This is a genomic window from Agrobacterium sp. DE0009 (assembly GCF_007680755.1).
In the GTDB taxonomy this organism is placed as follows: domain Bacteria; phylum Pseudomonadota; class Alphaproteobacteria; order Rhizobiales; family Rhizobiaceae; genus Agrobacterium; species Agrobacterium tumefaciens_B.
On sequence record NZ_VEIU01000011.1, the window covers coordinates 1 to 15,783 of the forward strand.

At 54.7% G+C, this 15,783-nt stretch carries 12 protein-coding genes and 3 pseudogenes; 8 read left to right on the forward strand and 7 right to left on the reverse strand.

Translation table 11 applies throughout. From position 1 onward, the window contains the following. Positions 1–32: 32 nt before the first annotated feature. The 5 genes and pseudogenes from FS804_RS23135 to FS804_RS23155 form a co-directional block, all read left to right on the forward strand. Positions 33–278: pseudogene (locus tag FS804_RS23135) on the forward strand (transposase domain-containing protein); the annotation flags it as partial. A 110-nt stretch (positions 279–388) separates the two neighbouring features. Then, positions 389–772, forward strand: coding sequence for a transposase (locus FS804_RS23140; RefSeq protein ID WP_144579151.1), 384 nt, complete (start codon positions 389–391; stop codon positions 770–772). Continuing rightward, the gene (tnpB, locus tag FS804_RS23145) at positions 769–1,113 is read left to right on the forward strand and encodes an IS66 family insertion sequence element accessory protein TnpB (RefSeq protein WP_144579152.1); all 345 of its coding nucleotides are present in this window, start codon (positions 769–771) and stop codon (positions 1,111–1,113) included. The genes FS804_RS23140 and tnpB overlap by 4 nt, the downstream gene beginning before the upstream one ends. Before the next feature lie 75 nt (positions 1,114–1,188). Beyond that, complete coding sequence (locus FS804_RS23150; protein WP_144579153.1) at positions 1,189–2,808, forward strand: IS66 family transposase; 1,620 nt, start codon at positions 1,189–1,191, stop codon at positions 2,806–2,808. Between the two features lie 15 nt (positions 2,809–2,823). After that, a pseudogene (locus tag FS804_RS23155) lies at positions 2,824–3,048 on the forward strand (transposase); the annotation flags it as partial. Between the two features lie 44 nt (positions 3,049–3,092). Here FS804_RS23155 and FS804_RS25290 read toward each other — a convergent pair. Next, a pseudogene (locus FS804_RS25290) lies at positions 3,093–3,338 on the reverse strand (IS110 family transposase); the annotation flags it as partial. A 786-nt stretch (positions 3,339–4,124) separates the two neighbouring features. Between FS804_RS25290 and FS804_RS23165 the strand changes: the two are divergent. From FS804_RS23165 to FS804_RS23175, 3 genes are all read left to right on the forward strand, one after another. Then, positions 4,125–4,724: a class I SAM-dependent methyltransferase gene (locus tag FS804_RS23165; protein WP_246665944.1), complete on the forward strand. Its 600-nt coding sequence runs from the start codon at positions 4,125–4,127 to the stop codon at positions 4,722–4,724. A 238-nt stretch (positions 4,725–4,962) separates the two neighbouring features. Continuing rightward, positions 4,963–8,004, forward strand: a complete 3,042-nt coding sequence (locus FS804_RS23170; protein WP_144579155.1) for a glycosyltransferase — start codon at positions 4,963–4,965, stop codon at positions 8,002–8,004. Between the two features lie 30 nt (positions 8,005–8,034). Next, positions 8,035–8,949: an NAD-dependent epimerase/dehydratase family protein gene (locus FS804_RS23175; protein WP_144579156.1), complete on the forward strand. Its 915-nt coding sequence runs from the start codon at positions 8,035–8,037 to the stop codon at positions 8,947–8,949. Between the two features lie 24 nt (positions 8,950–8,973). On the opposite strand, the gene FS804_RS23180 is transcribed toward FS804_RS23175, so the two are convergent. From FS804_RS23180 to FS804_RS23205, 6 genes are all read right to left on the reverse strand, one after another. After that, on the reverse strand, positions 8,974–9,813 hold the full coding sequence (locus tag FS804_RS23180) for a glycosyltransferase family 2 protein (RefSeq protein WP_144579157.1): 840 nt from the start codon (positions 9,811–9,813) through the stop codon (positions 8,974–8,976). A gap of 121 nt (positions 9,814–9,934) precedes the next feature. After that, entirely contained in the window at positions 9,935–10,801 is an 867-nt protein-coding gene (gene rfbA, locus FS804_RS23185; protein ID WP_144579158.1) for a glucose-1-phosphate thymidylyltransferase RfbA, read from the reverse strand. After that, positions 10,798–11,691, reverse strand: coding sequence for a dTDP-4-dehydrorhamnose reductase (gene rfbD, locus FS804_RS23190; protein ID WP_144579159.1), 894 nt, complete (start codon positions 11,689–11,691; stop codon positions 10,798–10,800). The genes rfbA and rfbD overlap by 4 nt, the downstream gene beginning before the upstream one ends. Before the next feature lie 4 nt (positions 11,692–11,695). Then, positions 11,696–12,751, reverse strand: coding sequence for a dTDP-glucose 4,6-dehydratase (gene rfbB / locus FS804_RS23195; RefSeq protein WP_144579160.1), 1,056 nt, complete (start codon positions 12,749–12,751; stop codon positions 11,696–11,698). 2 nt (positions 12,752–12,753) lie between these two features. After that, positions 12,754–13,323 (reverse strand): dTDP-4-dehydrorhamnose 3,5-epimerase, encoded by a 570-nt coding sequence (gene rfbC, locus FS804_RS23200; protein WP_144579161.1) that lies wholly within the window; start codon positions 13,321–13,323, stop codon positions 12,754–12,756. A gap of 354 nt (positions 13,324–13,677) precedes the next feature. After that, the gene (locus FS804_RS23205) at positions 13,678–15,744 is read right to left on the reverse strand and encodes an ATP-dependent helicase (RefSeq protein WP_144579162.1); all 2,067 of its coding nucleotides are present in this window, start codon (positions 15,742–15,744) and stop codon (positions 13,678–13,680) included. Positions 15,745–15,783: the final 39 nt, after the last annotated feature.

A 15,783-nucleotide genomic window follows, 5' to 3' on the forward strand; every position in this document is an offset into this window, starting at 1 on the left:
CCGTTTTAGCGCCCCTCTGGCGCTAAAACATCTTGCGAGGGATCGCTGCCCCCGCCAAGGACGGTCATATCATCTGGCTCTTCGCCGGATCAGATCGTGGCGCTGACCGTGCCGCCTTCATGGCCACATTGATCATGACGGCAAAACTCAACAACATTGATCCGCAGGTGTGGCTTGCCGACGCCCTTGCCTGTATCGCCGACACGCCGATCACCCGTCTGGAGCAACTGCTTCCTTGGAATTGGACGTCGCCAGCGTCAGAAGCTCAAGCTGCCTGACCTGTGGCCTTCACCGGAGGCTTACGAAACAAGGTAAGCGCGTAGGCCACCCCACGTATCTTTCGGACTGCTGATAGGCGATTTTCTGCATGAGTCATGCGGAGAATCCTATGAGCGACAATGTGAATCACCCTCGGACCTTTGAGGTTTTGACTGCAGAGCCGGTGCGAAGACGACGCAAGCCGCGTGAGTGGTCAGACGACGAAAAGGCGCGAATCCTGGCCATGGCGCTGCAGCCTGGGGCGAACGTCTCGGCGGTTGCTAGATCTGAAGGCTTAGATCCGTCACAGCTTTATGGATGGCGACGCATGGCACTGGCATCGGGCGTTGTTGCACCCCTGACTGAGAGAACTGGCAAGCAGAAGTTCGCGCGCGTTGAAACGGTGAGCAGCGGCTCGGTCGATATTGCCATTGCCGATATGGTGGTGCGCGTCTGCGGCGCGTTCGATCCTGATCACCTGGTGAAGGTTCTGCGGGCGGTTCGCAAGGCATGATCGTTTCTGGTGTGGTGGTCTATGTGTCATGCCAGCCGGTCGACTTCCGCAAAGGAGCCGCCTCGTTGATGGCGCTGGTGCGCGATGGTGCTCTCGATCCCTTCAATGGCGCGCTTTACGTCTTCCGCTCGAAACGGGCCGACCGTATTCGTATTGTCTGGTGGGATGGCAGCGGTGTCTGCCTCTATTCGAAAACCTTGGAAGATCAAGGCTTCTGCTGGCCGGGTATATCGGCGGCACGGATACGTCTGGACCATTCTCAGCTGATGGCGTTGCTGGCAGGAATGGATTGGAAAAAGATCCGCCCGACGAAGGTCAGGCGACCCTTGTTGACGGGCTGACAGCGCCTGCGACAAGATGAATCATGCCGCTGTAATGGTTGGGAAAACGGCTGTTTTTGTGCTCTACTCATTGCCATGGATTTGCCCCCTCACGACCTGCCGGACGACGTTGACGCGCTGAAAGCGATGGTCCTCGCGATGGCGCGCGAGCAGGCTGCAAAAGAAGCCCGACTGAAGGCCGCTGAAGCTGAGATCGCCCGGCTGGAGGCGGTGGAGAAGAGCGCCAACGAGCGGATTGCCAACCTCACATCGATCCTGAAGGTTCTGCAGCGCACCCAACATGGCACCCGTTCCGAGCGACTGCGGCTTGGCGTCAACGACGAACAGGTGTCCTTTGCCTTCGAGGAAGTCGAGACCGGCCTTTCGGCAATCAAGAGCGAGCTTGATCACGCCGCCAAGGACAAGCCGAAACGGGGAGCACGTCCACGCAGGGGTTTTGCCGCTCATCTCGAACGCATCGAGGAAGTGATCGAGCCAGAGATTCCTGCTGAATACGTGGGCCTGGAAAAGGTCCTGATCGGTGAGGATCGCTCCGAACGGCTGGATGTCGTGCCGCCGAAGTTCCGGGTCATCGTGACGCGCCGCCCCAAATACACCTTCCGCGGCCACGATGGCGTGCTCCAGGCTTTGGCACCGGCGCACATCATCGAAAGCGGCCTGCCGACGGAGCGGCTGCTCGCCTATATCGCCGTCTCCAAATACTCAGACGGCCTTCCGCTTTACCGGCAGGAGGCAATCTATCTCCGCGACGGTGTCGAGATCAGCCGATCGTTGATGGCCCAGTGGATGGGGCATCTGGGCTTCGAACTGCAGATCTGCGCCGATTATATCCTTGAGCGCGTCAAGGAGGGTGAAAGGATCTTCGCTGACGAAACCACCTTACCCACTCTTGCCCCTGGGTCCGGGAAAACGACGAAGGCCTGGCTTTGGGCTTACGCTCGCGATGATAGACCCTATGGTGGAACCAGCCCGCCGATGGTGGCCTATCGGTTTGAGGACAGCAGGGGCGCTGACCGCGTGGTGCGTCATCTCGCCGGATTCAGCGGCATCCTGCAAGTTGACGGCTACTCAGCCTATACAAGTCTCGACAAGACGCGTGCCAAAGACGGCAGCAATGAAACGGTCCAGCTCGCAGGCTGCTGGGCGCATCTACGCCGCAAGTTTTACGACCTTCACATTAGCGGCGTCTCGAAGGCTGCAACGGACACGATCATCGCGATGACCGAGCTGTGGCGCATCGAGGATGAGGTCCGCGGTCGCAATGCCGACAGCCGTTCCGTGCTGCGTCAGGAAAAATCTGCAACCATCGTCACCCGCCTCTTTGATCTTTGGGAGAAAGAGCTGGGCAAGGTCTCTGGCAAGTCCAAGACCGCCGAAGCGATCCGTTACGCGCTCACCCGGCGCGAAACACTGGAGCGCTTCCTGACGGACGGACGCATCGAAATTGACTCCAATATCGTCGAGCGCGCTATCAGGCCCCAAACAATTACGAGAAAGAACAGTCTATTCGCCGGCAGCGAAGGCGGTGGACGGACTTGGGCGACTCTGGCCACCCTCTTGCAGACAGCCAAGATGAACAACGTCGATCCGCTCGACTGGCTCTCACAGACATTGACCCGCATTGCTCAAGGCTGGCCTGTCTCTGAAATCGAGGCGCTTATGCCCTGGAACTTCAAGCCCCACGCCCTCGGCTAACCGCTTACGAAACAAGGGATCGCATTGAACTATATCCAGCCCAGCAGGCCTCAGCAGAACGCCTATGTCGAGCGCTACAACCGAACTGTTGGGCATGAATGGCTCGATCTGTATATTTTTGACAGCATCACGGAGGTGCAGGAGATCGCCACGGAATTGCTTTGGACGTATAACCACGAACGGCCCTACATGGGCATTGGCGGCATTACACCCGCTCAGAAACTGAAAATGGCCGCGTGAGTTCTACCGCTAAACCACCTTAAAACGGGGAGGATTACCATTTTCTGCGCTTGGCGCGCTGTGAAACAAACAACGGGCAACCCCTCAGCCGATAGCGCATGGTAGAACCACGTTGAGAGCGGACCCGTCTCGAAAACCACGCGCTTCACATATGGTGCTTGTTTGCGAATAATCGCTGCCAGGACGGTGGGATCTGATACGCACTTGCCTCGCCAAATCCGCGAGCCGCCTTGCTGGATCGAAATCGCGGTCTCATTCTGCGAAACATCAAGCCCGATGTACTGTTCCATGATTGCTCTCCATTGAATGTTTGGGCCCGGTTCCAATTGAGAGCCCGTTTCTCCATCTTATCGGGGCGCAACCACCCCGCAATGGACGTTGGTTGTTGCAGGGCGCACACCGCGATTACCCCATGTTCAATAACATCTGCCTTTTGGAGCCCATCGGCAACATACCGCCAGCCGAAGCCGTAGAACGATATTACGCCATGCTGGACGCACCGGCCGTGGCCGCATAACTTAAATGAAACGGCCTCCGGCACCTGGTGCGGTTCAGTGCCGATCACACCGATGAGTCCGGAAGGGGGTGTCCAGTCAGCTTCGTTGGTATGAGCTGTGAAACTCATCCGTCCGTTGATCCGGAAATGGCGCGGTTCAAGTTCTGGTAATAACGTCAAAATAAATGTTTTTTAATGCTAGAACGTGTCCTGAAGTCCGCGATCAGAAAATTCTCTCAAGGGAGCCTCACATTTGTTTATCAGGCTGCGATAAGGGATGGAAAGTCAGATCTACCGAGTGGAGAATTAGCTTCGCATTGCAGTTGTAATGCGTCGACAATACTCCAAGTTTTGGGAGCTGCTGATAGTGTGGTTAGAGACGATCCCGATTGATATGTGTATAAGTAAAGGTGTATCGATGAAGTGTGAAGTTTGCGGAAACGACGATTTTGTCCCGACGGAAGTCCTTTGGGACGCCCTTGTTCTGGAGTGGCAAATCTCTGAGTTTGAACGGAGCTATATCGACAGACAACAGGGGACGAAGTGCAGTCGCTGCGGATCAAACATCAGGAGCCAAGCGTTGGCTCGGTCTGTGATGAACCATTGGAATTTCACCGGGACGTTTTCTGAGTTCGCAGACGAAAAAAAAGATCTCAAGATACTGGAGTTGAACGAAGCCGCGCAGTTGTCTGGAGTATTGGCGACTATGCCTAGCCGGATTCTTGCAGAATACCCGGAAATTGATATGCAGCGATTGCCCTACGCTTCAAACAGTTTTGATCTCGTAGTCCATTCAGACACGCTTGAGCATGTTCCGAACCCGGTCGAAGCCCTAACGGAATGTCAGCGCGTGCTGAAGGACGGCGGTCTTCTCGCATACACGGTTCCGGTTATCGTTGATCGAATGTCCCGCACCCGGGACGGTATGTCGCCCAGTTATCATGGCTCGCCGGGTGATAACGCAAACGACTATATTGTTATTTCAGAATACGGTGCCAACATGTGGATAGAGGTGATTAAGGCGGGATTTGATGCCGTGACAATTACAACGTTCGATTATCCGGCAGGGATTTCAATTAGCGCGTCGAAAGGACGTAGACCCCAGCCTCAACGGCGAAAGGCGCCTCAAGCCTCGAATCTTTTTCGAAGGTTCCTAGGTCTTCTCCGACCCGAGAAGTAGGCCGAATTGCCGCAACCTTGACCGTTCGCGCCAGAGATATTGGCAAGCAATCGTGCCTATTCAGTTCTAATACGCGCGATGCTGCCGGCCATTGAGTCCACTTCTTCAATGAATACATTGGGGAAAAAAGACGTTCCCCAAAGCACCGCGATTGTGACGATGGGGTCATTGTCTCGACTTGAACCTGCAAATAGTCTATCCGCCTCAATATGTTTGCGCTTTTCGCCAAGGAAAAATTATGACCGACGATTTTGATCGCGTGGGGGGAAGCATTCTCGCAACGACAGCAGAGACAATCTCCGTTGAACCTACGTACCGGTACGATATCGCGAAAAGTTTCATCATAGGCAAAGACGTTTTGGATATCGGCTGCGGAGAAGGTGAGTGGACTGCCGCCCTCGCGTCGAGTGCCAAATGCGTCATCGGTATGGATGCTTCAGAAGAGTCCGTTCACTATGCAACGGCAAAACACAAAGGCGAAAACATTTCCTTTGTAATTGGTTCAAGTAAACATATCCCGCTGCCGTCGTCATCGGTGGACGTTGTCATATGCTTTCAAGCACACGGAACGATCAGCTCTCTCGAAAGTGTTCTAAGCGAGATCAAGCGCGTTCTTCGTGCTGAAGGAGTTTTGATTATCTCGACTCCGACGCGATGCGCTGATGCTGTCAACGTGGATAAAACTAATTTTTCTCAACATGAGAAAGTGATTGAGCAATACGTCATTGAGAAACTCGGAGAATTTTTCGCACACCTATCACTTTACGACGAGAGGATTGGTTTGGCTTCGGAAATCGACTCACAAGAACGGTTCGCCGAGTTTATTTTGGCAGACGCGGAAAGCCTTACGACCAAAGCTGGTATGCCTCCAACATATTTGCTCAGCGTCGCATCGGATAGGCCGATCGGAGAAGTAATTGCAAGCGGCTTTCTCTCAGAGGGCAGCCCCGAGACAATTCTTAAGCAGGAGGTGGGAGGCAACGCTCAATGGGTCGAAATACTCATGAAGGATATCAGTCACATATCCGGAGAGGTTGATGCACTTCAGCGCAACAACTGGATGAGTCAGGCTTCCATAACGAAGATTTTGAGGCGTCTGATTTTTGCTCGGTTGTTATACGCGTTATCGCGGGTACGCGCCTTCCCCGCCCGGAGACGCGAGCGATTTTTGAAGTCCGCAGAAAAGCGTGACCCAATGCTGCTTTCACGTAAAGTCGATCAATTTTGCCTAAACTATTATCAAGTGATTGGCTCAAACAAGGCCATCGAAGCCAGTCGCTCCGCTATCTTTGCCCGAAGTGGAATGAGAGTGACGGCGATAGTTCCGAATTTCAACCACGCGCGTTACCTAGCTCAGCGTCTAGATAGCATCCTGTCGCAGACATATCCGCTTATTGATATTCTGGTTTTAGATGATTGCTCCACTGACAATAGCCGGTCCGTGATTGACTCATATGTAACGCGTTTTCCTGGACGGATCAGTGCGGTCTACAATACTGAGAATTCAGGAAATGTGTTTCGTCAGTGGCAGAAAGGCCATTCGCTCGCGGAGGGTGATCTGGTCTGGATTTGCGAAAGCGACGATTTTTGTGAGCCGACGTTCATCGAACGAATGATCAGCGCGTTCCGCGACCCGAGCGTGATGGTGGCTTTCGGGCGGATACAGTTTGCGAATAGTCGGGGAGAATATTTTGCCGGGCTCGATCATTACCGTGAAGATAGTGAGCCTGGGATTTGGGATTCCCGCCTGACGCGGCCGGCGGCCGAATGGTTTCGCGGCGGCTTTGGCGTCAAGAATGTCATTGCCAACGTTGGAGGAAGCCTGTGGCGGCGGTTTGAGATTTCGGATCGGGTCTGGGAAGAGGCCCGACATTACAAAATCATGGGTGACTGGTACCTTTATGCGGTTATCGCGGGCGGTGGACAAATCGCTTATGAGCCAAGTGCCGTCAGCTATTTCCGTATCCACGAGAGCAATACCTCTGGGAGTAGCGCGCAATCGAAACCAGAATATTACAAAGAATATGCGCAACTGATGACATCGTTGAAGAAGCGTTGGGACATCCCAGATGGTACCGTTCAGCGCTTTATCGAAGTCTGTCGTAGTGTGTCGAGCGGCGCAGGAGTGCAGGCAGAGCAATTTGAAAAACTGGTCAACTATCGAGAGCTTAGTGAGATCCCGCGGGAACACATTCATGTCCTGATCGGCATTCTCGGATTTTCTTTCGGTGGCGGAGAAATATTCCCTGTTCACCTCGCGAATGCGCTTCGTCGGCAGGGCATAATGGTGTCCATTCTTCAGATTCACGACGCAGACGATCATAATGACGTCAGGTCGATGCTTGATCCTGGAATTCCCGTTTATCTGGCAAATGCGGTTCGCGATATGGGGATCGACAATTTTATCAGGAGTGCAGGGATCTCCGTGGTCCATTCCCACGTCGCCAATGTTGAGGGCTTTCTGCTCGACCGAAGCCGCACTTCCGTGCCGTTCATTTCCACACTGCATGGCTCTTACGAGGCAATGGGGATTTCGACGAGAAGGATAGCCAGATGGAGCAAGAAAATTGACTTATTTGCCTATACGGCTGATCGAAACCTGAGGCCGTTCGCTGATCTGAAGATCGACCAGGGGAAATTCCTGAAAGTAAAAAATGCCATGCCAGTCGATAACGTGGCGTTTCCGCAGACGCGTACGCAGTTGGGAATCTCGGATGATGCGGTAGTGTTTTCGCTGGTTGCGAGAGGGGCTGAAGGCAAAGGCTGGATGGAGGCCGTCAGGGCATATCGGTTATTGCGGGAACGGAGACCTGATGTCCCAATGGCGATGCTTATGGTGGGCGAGGGGCCAGCCACAGAGGAAGCCAAGCGTCTGGCGACATCGGATTCGACCATTCATTTCCTTGGGTTCGTAAAGGAGATCTATGGTCTCTACCGAATGAGTGACGTGGCTCTGATACCGACGCGCTTCCCCGGTGAATCCTATCCTCTGTGTTTGATCCAGGCTCTTCAAGTGGGCGTTCCTTGTGTTTCCACCGATGTCGGCGAGATCAAGGCAATGTCGCAAATTGATGGCCAGCAGGCGGGAATCGTAATCAAGAACGATAGTGACAACGACCGATTTGTGACCGAACTGAGTAATGCAATGGAGAAAATCTTGGAGAAGGATGTCCGTGGCAGCTTTAAGGAGAAAGCGAAGCTTTTGGGAGAAGCGTATGATATTAATGCACTGGCTGGGGAGTACATTGTTCATTATCGGTCGGTGCTTGCAAAAAAATGATTTTGATCGCGAATAGGTTATAGGTTCTTTATGAAGATACTGGTTCTCGGGGGCGCTGGATTTATTGGTTACCACCTCGTCGAAGATTTGGTCGCTGCAGGGAATGATATAGTGGTGATGGGGAGAGGTGCCGTGGCTTCTCGTCCACTCCCTGCAGATGTGCGATATGTTTCGGGAGAGTTGGGGAATAGCCGACTCATGCGCGAGTTGCTTAGCGGCGTGGATGCTGTTGTGCATCTCGTAAGCGGAACCGTGCCTTCAACCGGCGATAAGGATCCCGGAAGGGATGTCGAACTCAATCTCCTCGGGACCCTCAGCCTCCTCGACGATATGGCCGCATGTAACGTGACACGTATCCTCTATTTGTCGTCCGGGGGGACTGTCTATGGAAAACCGCAGGAAGTCCCAATTCCGGAACGGCACATTTTAGATCCGATATGTTCATACGGCGTCGTTAAGGTTGCAATAGAGTCTTATCTCAAACTCTACGAGAATAAAGCTGGCTTAAGGCCGGTCGTAATACGCGCCTCCAATCCATACGGCCGTTACCAGGGTAAAATTGGTGTGCAGGGCGTAATAGGCACGTATCTCAACCGAGCTCTTCACAATCAGCCCATCGAGATCTGGGGCGATGGCTCCACGATCCGCGACTATATTCATGTCAAAGATTTAAGCAGCCTGTGCGTATCGGCCCTCTTAAGCGAAAAGATGGGGATATATAATGGTGGGAGCGGAACCGGTACGTCGGTTCTCGATATCGCGGAGGTTGTAAAGGAAGTAACCGGAAATCCCATTCCTATTGTTTATAAGCCTCACCGAAGCTTGGATGTGCCTGTATCCATCCTAGATATAGAGCGGGCGAAGATGGATTTTAGCTGGCGGCCAAAGATCGGTTTGAGGGAAGGGGTAGCTGGTGTCTGGGCGTCGTTGAAAGAAAAACCGTAGTATACGCGCAGGTTTTGATTCAATTTATTTCTGCCTAAATTTGACAGCACCTTCAAGAAAGCCGCTGGCCTTCGCACGCCGACGGGCAGAGAGAAGAACAGTTGGCGAAAGGATGAGTGCCAAAGCTTGAATGAGGGTCGAAAGTCTCGGAAGGGGACGTTGGTGTTTGACGCCAGTATATATTCTAGACTGAGCCATATGATAGGCCTTAAGCCTCGCGATTTCTGCAGATCGTCCCGAAGAATGTCCCGCGTCGTGGGTAACACGAGCGTCAGAGACGAAGACAAGTTGTCCCAGTTGCGCAAGGCGCAACGATAAGTCGTCATCTTCATGATAAAGAAAAATATTTGGATCAAAGCCGTTCACTGCGTCGAAATTTTGCTTCGAGACAAATAGTGCGGCACCGCTTAAGATTGGGACAATAGTATCCTTTCTTGGCCAACCCTTCTGCATGTAACGGTTACGGGGCAGTAGCCACGATCGCCTCTTGAAGTACTGGCTCCCATCTGCGTTCGAGATTTGTGGGTTGAAGGCGACGGCTGAAGGATGCCGACTGATTGCCTCAAGCAAAGCTTCAATTGCGCCGTTAGCCAATCGAGCGTCAGGGTTCAAAAAAAGTATCCAAGGTGTTTGTGCCGCCGCCGCGCCAGCATTGCAGCCACGGCCGAAGCCCTGATTTTCTTCTAAGGCAACAATCTTTATGTCCCTGTGTGGCGGGAGCGTTGGAAAGTTATTGGTCTTCCCGTTGTCCACGAGAATTATCGGTGACGGGTCGGGGACAGTCGCAATCATATCCGCTATAAGCGCATCGGTCTTATAGCAGACAGTGACAATCGTTACATCCGAGAGCGACAAACCAGGCATCCTTTAACTCCGGAACTCATACGAGCCGCCCTGCGTCGGCTCGGCAAACGTTTTGGGCTGGTGCAGCACAAGGCGTTATCGCGGGTCGCTCCAAACGAAGCCGAGCGTTGTTGGACCGTCCTTAATAGGAGGCGAGCCTTCTGAGATAAACGCCATAATCACCCTTGCCGGCATTGTCTGCGAGTGCTGCGAACTCGGACTTTGTAATGAAACCCTTAGTCAGTGCAATCTCTTCCGGACATGCGATTTTAAATCCCTGTCTTTTTTCAAGCGTGCGGACGAATTCGCCGGCTTCAAGGAGGCTGTCAGGAGTCCCCGTGTCGAGCCATGCATAGCCACGACCCATGATTGATACCTTCAGCTTGCCGCGCTCGAGATACACGCGATTAACGTCCGTAATCTCGTATTCGCCACGTGGCGAGGGTTTGAGGTCGGCTGCGATGTCGACTACATCTGCATCGTAGAAATAGAGACCGGTAACTGCCCAGCTTGATTTCGGTTTAAGCGGTTTTTCTTCGATGGAAAGAGCACGCATTTCGCTGTCAAAGTCGACCACGCCGTATCGTTCCGGGTCGTTGACGTGATAGGCAAACACGGTCGCGCCATGGATCACGCTCGTACCACTATCAAGTAGGTCGGGAAGGCCGTGGCCGTAATAAATGTTGTCACCGAGGATAAGGCAGGACGGCGAACCCGCCACGAAGTCCGCGCCGATCATATATGCCTGCGCCAACCCATCCGGGCTCGGCTGGACCGCATATTCAATGGAAAGTCCCCATTTTGAACCATCACCCAGGAGAGACTGAAAAAGTGGCATGTCATGGGGTGTCGAGATGATCAGGATTTCGCGAATGCCGGCAAGCATCAGCGTCGTCAGCGGATAATAGATCATTGGCTTGTCGTACACCGGCAGGATCTGCTTCGAGACCGCCAATGTCATCGGATGCAGCCGCGTGCCACTGCCTCCGGCCAGAATGATACCCTTCATGGCGTTTCCTTTTTGCTCTGCGCGAGAGCGGTGACCACCGCGCGCGTTGATGTTTGCCAACTCGGTAGCTTTATGCCGTAAACCTCTTCCAGCCTGCTGCAATCAAGCCGCGAGTTTGCCGGGCGCCGAGCCGGGGTAGGGTATTGCTCAGTCGTGATATCGTTGACAACAATGGTCTTCCCGCCGTTTTCCGCGGAAAGGGCGAATATCTGTTTCGCGAAATTCGCCCAGTTCGTTTCACCGGTTCCAGACAGATGAAACACCCCGCGAAGAGGGGCCGAGGCATCTTCCACGAGCTTTTTTGCGATTGTCACGACCGCGGCAGCGATATCGTTGGCCGAAGTAGGGCATCCGAACTGGTCCGCAACGACATTGATTTCGTCCCGGTTCTCGCCGAGCCGGAGCATTGTCTTCACGAAGTTGTTGCCATATTCCGAATAGACCCATGCGGTCCGCAGAACCACATAATTGTCGGTGGCCTCCGAAACGGCGCGTTCGCCTTCGAGCTTCGAGCGGCCGTAGACGGAAGTGGGGCCTGTCGGATCACTTTCGACATAAGCGATGTGCTTGGTGCCGTCGAAAACATAATCCGTAGAGAGATGAATGACGGGAATTCCGAGGTCATTTGCCGCCTGCGCGACGGCCCTTGCTCCGTCCAGATTAACGGCAAAAGCTATTTCCGGCTCGCTTTCTGCCTTGTCGACAGCGGTGTAGGCAGCAGCCGATACCACAGCATCGGGCTTTACCTCTCGCAGCGCTTTCAAAACAGTTTTAGGCTGTGCTAGGTCGAGTTCCGGTCGACCCAGAGCCACGATCTCCAGCTCGGGGCTCGTCAGTGCCTGAAGAGCGCTGACGACCTGACCATTTTTGCCTGTAACTGCTAGCCGCATTTGTTCAGCCCTTCGTCAGAACGCCAAGGCGCTCTCCGGAGTACACACCCTCGCGAAGGGGTTGCCACCACCATTCATTGTCGAGGTACCATTGCACGGTCTTGCGGATACCAGTTGCAAAGTTTTCATGTGCTTTCCAGCCGAGCTCGGTTTCGAGCTTCGTTGCATCAATGGCGTAGCGCGCATCGTGACCAGGGCGATCGGTAACGTATTTGATAAGCTCGGCATAGGGTTTGGATTGAGGGCGCAGTTCGTCGAGAATAGAGCAGATGCAGTTCACCACATCGATATTCTTCTGCTCGTTTCTGCCGCCGACATTGTACTTCTCGCCGACAAGACCCTTTTGAACGATGAGCCAGAGTGCGCGGGCATGGTCTTCCACATAAAGCCAGTCGCGAATGTTTGTGCCGTTGCCATAAACCGGCAGCGGCTTGCCTTCCAAAGCATTGAGAATGATCAGCGGAATGAGCTTTTCCGGGAAGTGGAACGGGCCGTAATTATTGGAACAGTTGGAAATGACTACCGGAAGACCGTAGGTGCGCTGCCACGCCGTGGCGAGATGATCGCTGGCTGCTTTAGAGGCGGAGTATGGCGAGGACGGGTCGTAAGGGGTCGTTTCTTCAAAAAGACCATTGTCGCCCAGAGAACCATATACCTCGTCCGTCGAAACATGCAGCATGCGGAAGTCAGACTTTGCGTCTCCCTCAAGGCCGCTCCAGTACTGCCGCGCCGCCTCCAGCATCGTAAAAGTGCCGTTGATGTTGGTCTGAATAAAATCAGCAGCGCCGGTTATGGAGCGGTCGACATGGCTCTCGGCGGCAAGATGCATCACATAGTCCGGCTGGAATGTCGCGAAGGCGTCATTCATCGCGGTCCGGTCACATATGTCGGCCTGAAGGAAGCGGTGGTTGGGTGCATTTTCGATCGGTGTGAGGGACGCCAGATTTCCTGCATATGTCAGCTTGTCGACGGTTAGAACATCCGCGCCAATCTCGCTCACGAGATAACGTACGAGGGCCGAGCCGATAAATCCGGCGCCGCCGGTAACAAGAACGCGCATCATCAGTTTCCAGTGTTTTGGTAAGTAAAATATTCAGGCAACTCCGACAGAAGCGGTTGCTTGCAGTCCTTCTCGGAGAGGACGTAGCCCTCGAGCTTCGGCCAATTGATGCCGATCGCCGGATCATCCCATTTGACGCCGCGGTCATTGGCAGCACTGTAGGGCGCCGTGACCTTGTATGAGATGACCGTGTCGTCTACGAGCGTCATGAAACCGTGGGCAAATCCCGCCGGAATCCACAGCTGCTCGCCATTTTCAGGTGAGAGCTCGACAGCCGCCCATTGCCCGAAAGTGGGTGATCCTGTCCTGATATCCACCGCAACATCCAGCAGCCGCCCACGAATACAGCGAACGAGCTTGCCCTGTGCGAAAGGCTCTGTTTGAAAATGAAGTCCTCGTACGGTCCCGGCCTGTGCGGACAGGGATTCATTATCCTGCACAAATTTCACATCAGCCACATTGTCGCGAAACCAATCCCGCTTGAAAACCTCGCTGAAGTAACCCCTGTTGTCGCCGAAACGAGCCGGAGTTATCTTTTTCAAGTCTGGTATCGTGAATGCTTCTAGTTGCACTATCCGTGTCCTGTCTGGTCTGTCTCTCAAGGTGGTATGGCTTTATCGGCAGGGACAGTCAATAACGCTTTATTGATCGCCCACACAAGAGCGACGGAATCTCCGACAAACAACACCCAGACAGCCTACTCGATCGTGGGGTGTTTTTCACGTATAACGAGTGATCTGCTGTCAGCAGAAGTTCGCCGAAGCTAGATTCGCGGATGCGGCATGAACGCTCCTCGGCTTCGTCAGCTGTTTCAGCGTCCCAAGGGTGCTATCAAGGTCGACGGCCGAGAGGAAACGGATATTTGCTTAATACCGTCTCGTCGATCGGCGCCGCGTGGAGATAAATATTGCCGGAAAAAACCACTCCTATTTCCACATCGCCCGCATCCGCGCACCCACATCGATCCGGATCTGCTGCGCGCTGCGTTCCGAAGCGGCGGCTGAAACCAGTGGCCAAGTCATAGTCTCAAAAAACTGCAGCAATGTCGCCGGTATGAAGCGGGTTCTGGCGGCGTAAACATGCCGGTCACCCTGCTGACTCTGCCCGCCTGTGAAGAAGCGTTGCGGCGTGATCAGCGACAGGCTGTCCTTGGCGCGCGTCATGGCGACGTAGAGCAGCCGGCGTTCCTCCTCCAGTTCCTGGGTGGTGCCGACGCCGAGGTCCGAGGGGATGCAGCCGTCGACCACATTGAGGATGAAGACGGAGCGCCACTCTTGGCCTTTGGCGGAATGGATGGTCGAGAGGCTGAGATAATCCTCGTCGAGTAGGGGCACGCCGGCCTGATCGCTGGTGGCGTCGGGCGGGTCGAGTGTCAGTTCGGTCAGGAAGCGTTCGCGTGAGGGATAGCCGCCGGCGATCTGCTCTAGCTGCAGCAGATCGGCCTTGCGGGTGTCCGCATCCTCATGCAGGCGTTCGAGATGCGGCTCGTACCACAGCCGAGCCTTCCCGATCTGGCCCGGCCAGTCATTCGGCGCCTGCCGCAGGCCCACAAGCATTTGTGTAAAGGCTGCCCAGTCATCGCCGGTCTTCGGCGGCGATGGAATTTCGGCGAGGGCAAGCAGCGGCTCTGGGTCTGTCGCAATCGCATCAAGAATATTGCCAGCCTTCTTCGGTCCGATGCCTGGCAGCATCTGCAGCAGCCGGAAACCGGCGACGCGGTCGCGCGGGTTCTGTGCGAAACGCAGCACGGCCAGCATGTCCTTCACATGGGCGCTGTCCAGGAATTTCAGGCCGCCGAATTTGACGAAGGGGATGTTGCGGCGGGTCAGTTCCACCTCGAGCGGGCCACTATGGCTGGAGGTGCGGAACAGCACGGCCTGCTGTTTCAAAGTCATGCCGGTTTCGCGATTGGCGAGGATCTGGTCGATGATGAAGTTCGCCTGCTCGGTCTCGTCTTTCACCGTCACGAGTTTCGGGCGCTCCAGCGACTGCCGCTCGGTCCAGAGATTCTTGGTGAAGCGCTCGCGCGCGAGATCGATGACCCCGTTGGCGGCTGCAAGGATCGGCTGCGTCGAGCGATAGTTGCGATCCAGCGTGATGATATCGGCCGCCGGGCTGAAGGAAGCCGGGAAATCGAGGATGTTGCGCACGGTCGCCGCCCGGAAAGAATAAATCGACTGCGCATCGTCGCCCACCACGGTCAAGCCGCGGCCGCCGGGCTTTAGCGCCATCAGCACCGAAGCCTGCAGCCGGTTGGTATCCTGATATTCATCGACCATCACATGGTCGAAGCGGTTGCCTATATCATCAGCCAGAACGGGGTCGCTGACCATCTGGGACCAGTAGAGCAGAAGATCGTCGTAATCGAGCACGTTCTGGACCTGTTTGGCCTCGACATAGGCCGCGAACAGTTCCCTGAGTTCGCTTTCCCAGTTGGCAACCCAGGGATAATGCTGGCGCAAGATGTCCTTGAGCGGCGTCTGGGAATTTACGACGCGCGAATAGATCGCAAGACAGGTGCCCTTTGTCGGAAAGCGGCTTTCGGTTTTGGAAAACCCCAGCTCGTGCCGGGAAAGATTCATCAGGTCGGCGCTGTCTTCGCGGTCGTGGATGGTGAAATCGATGTTGAGGCCGATCTGCTCAGCGTAGATGCGCAACAGCCGTGCACCAATGCCGTGAAACGTGCCGGACCACGCCAATGCATCTGTCATGATGGCCGAATTTGCCCCGAGGACCTGCTTGCATATCCGTTCGACACGGCGCGCCATCTCGGAGGCTGCGCGCCTTGAGAACGTCATCAGCAGGATGCGGCGGGGATCGGCTCCATTCACGATCAGATGCGCAACACGGTGAGCCAGCGTATTGGTCTTTCCCGAGCCGGCGCCGGCGATGATCAAAAGCGGACCGGCGACATGTCCGTCCACCAGTCCAACCCCATGTTCCACGGCCTTGCGTTGCTGCTCGTTCAGTTTTTCCAGATAGGCAACCGCCATCCTGCACTAATCCTCGATATTTGCCCCAGGCGAAGTTGC